The 1,794-nt window shown below is 70.9% G+C and carries 3 protein-coding genes; 1 reads left to right on the top strand and 2 read right to left on the bottom strand.

Annotated elements, in window-relative coordinates:
* Positions 1-4: 4 nt before the first annotated feature.
* A complete protein-coding gene (gene mazG, locus FV218_RS22330) occupies positions 5-856 on the top strand; it encodes a nucleoside triphosphate pyrophosphohydrolase (protein WP_147711595.1) in 852 nt (283 codons plus the stop codon).
* Between the two features lie 44 nt (positions 857-900).
* Here mazG and FV218_RS22335 read toward each other — a convergent pair whose 3' ends face one another.
* Complete coding sequence (locus FV218_RS22335; RefSeq protein ID WP_147711594.1) at positions 901-1,263, bottom strand: DoxX family protein; 363 nt, start codon at positions 1,261-1,263, stop codon at positions 901-903.
* A 56-nt stretch (positions 1,264-1,319) separates the two neighbouring features.
* A partial coding sequence (locus tag FV218_RS22340) for an aminotransferase class IV (RefSeq protein ID WP_187273152.1) occupies positions 1,320-1,794 on the bottom strand: 475 nt, incomplete at its 5' end.

Consider the following 1,794-nt stretch of genomic DNA (forward strand, 5'->3'; position numbering starts at 1 on the left):
GGCTATGGGTCCGTTCGCCCCCGCCCCAAACGTCCCGGAGTTCCCCTTGACCATCGACGCGCTCCTGACCCTGATGGCGGCCCTGCGCGACCCGGAAACGGGTTGCCCGTGGGACGTCGCCCAGACCCATGCCTCCATCGCGCCCTATGCCGTGGAGGAGGCCCACGAGGTGGTGGATGCCATCGAGCGGGACGACGCGGACGATCTGCGCGACGAGCTCGGCGACCTGCTGCTCCAGGTCGTGTTCCATGCCCGCCTGGCGGAGGAGGCGGGGCGCTTCACCTTCGCGGACGTGGTCGCGGCGATCGTCGCCAAGATGATCCGGCGCCACCCGCACGTGTTCGCCGCCGATGGCGGCCCGGTGCCGGCGGGCTCATCCTTGCGCGATCCGGCCGCGGTGGAGCGGCAATGGGCGGCGATCAAGGCGGAGGAGCGGGCGGGGCGGTCCGAGCGCCGGGCAGGTCCCCTGGACGGCATCGCCCGCGCCCTCCCCGCCCTCAGCCGCGCCGAGAAACTCTCGGCCCGGGCGGCGACCTACGGCTTCGACTGGTCGGACCCGGCCGACGTCGTCGCCAAGGTCCGCGAGGAGACCGAGGAGGTCGCCGACGCCATGGCCAACGGCAGCCGGGCGGACATGGACGAGGAGGTCGGGGACCTGCTGTTCTCGGTGGCCAACCTCGCCCGCCATCTCGGGATCAATCCGGAATATTCCTTAAGCCAAGGGAATAAGAAGTTCGAGCGCCGCTTCACCGCCATGGCGGCGCTGATCGCGGCACAGGGGAAGGCCCTGGAGGAAACGCCCCTGGACGCGATGGAATCCGCCTGGGGGACGGTGAAGCGGGCGGAGAAGGAATAGAAAGGAATATTCTATTCTGCGTGCCGGTCCGCGGCACCCTGCCCTCACCCGGCGCGGCGACGCGGCCAGTCGATGACGCCCGTGGCGTAGAGGGCCCACCACACGAAGACCGGCTGAAACGCGAGGCGCGGCCCGTGGTACCACCACGAATCCGGCAGGCCCGCGACGGGGATGCCCTCGAGGGCGTGCTTGATGTTGGCCGGGAACACGCAGACGGCGTAGAGGGCGAGCCCGATGCCGGCCCAGCGCCGGGTCGGCGGCCAGATCAGGCCGGCGACGCCGGCGAGTTCGCAACACCCGGTGAGGATCACCACCAGGCGGGGCGCCGGCACCCAGTCGGGCATGATCGGCAGGAACGCGTCGGGGGCGGCGAGATGCACGATTCCGATAAAGCCGTAGGCCGCCATCAGGGCGAGGCGCAGCCAAAAACGGTGATCGCGCGGAGGATGATCTCGCGAAAGCCTCACGGGTGCATGGCCGCGCGCAGGGCCTCCATGAGCCCCGTCACGCCCGGATGCTCGGCAAACCGCGTCGCGCCGACCGCCCGCACGGGTGCGAGCCCGCGCAGGGAATTGGTCAGGAACACCGCGTCGGCGCCGAGGAATTCTTCGAATGCGAGGGGTTGTTCCTCCGCCGTGAATTCGAGGCTTGGGGCCAAGCCCAAAACCTCGGCGCGGACGATGCCGGCGAGCACGCCTTCCGAGAGCGGCGGGGTGACGAGGCGGGTGCCGAACACGGCGAACAGGTTGCCGGTGCCGGCGCAGGCGACGCGTCCGTGGGTGTTGCGGAACAGGGCCTCGTCGAACCCCGCCGCCCGCGCTTCGGCCGCCGCCAGCACGGCGTCGAGGTAGCCGAGCGTCTTCCAGCGCGCGGCCGGCGAGGTGTCGTTGCGGCGGATGTCCGTGGGATGCAGCGTCAGGGACGCGAAGGGCAGGGCG

Source organism: Methylobacterium sp. WL69, from assembly GCF_008039485.1.
Lineage (GTDB): Bacteria > Pseudomonadota > Alphaproteobacteria > Rhizobiales > Beijerinckiaceae > Methylobacterium.

Coding starts and splice junctions, on each gene's coding strand:
- mazG (WP_147711595.1), top strand. CDS start 5: ATGGGTCCGTTCGCCCCCGCCCCAAACGTCCCGGAGTTCCCCTTGACC.
- FV218_RS22335 (WP_147711594.1), bottom strand. CDS start 1,263: ATGGCGGCCTACGGCTTTATCGGAATCGTGCATCTCGCCGCCCCCGAC.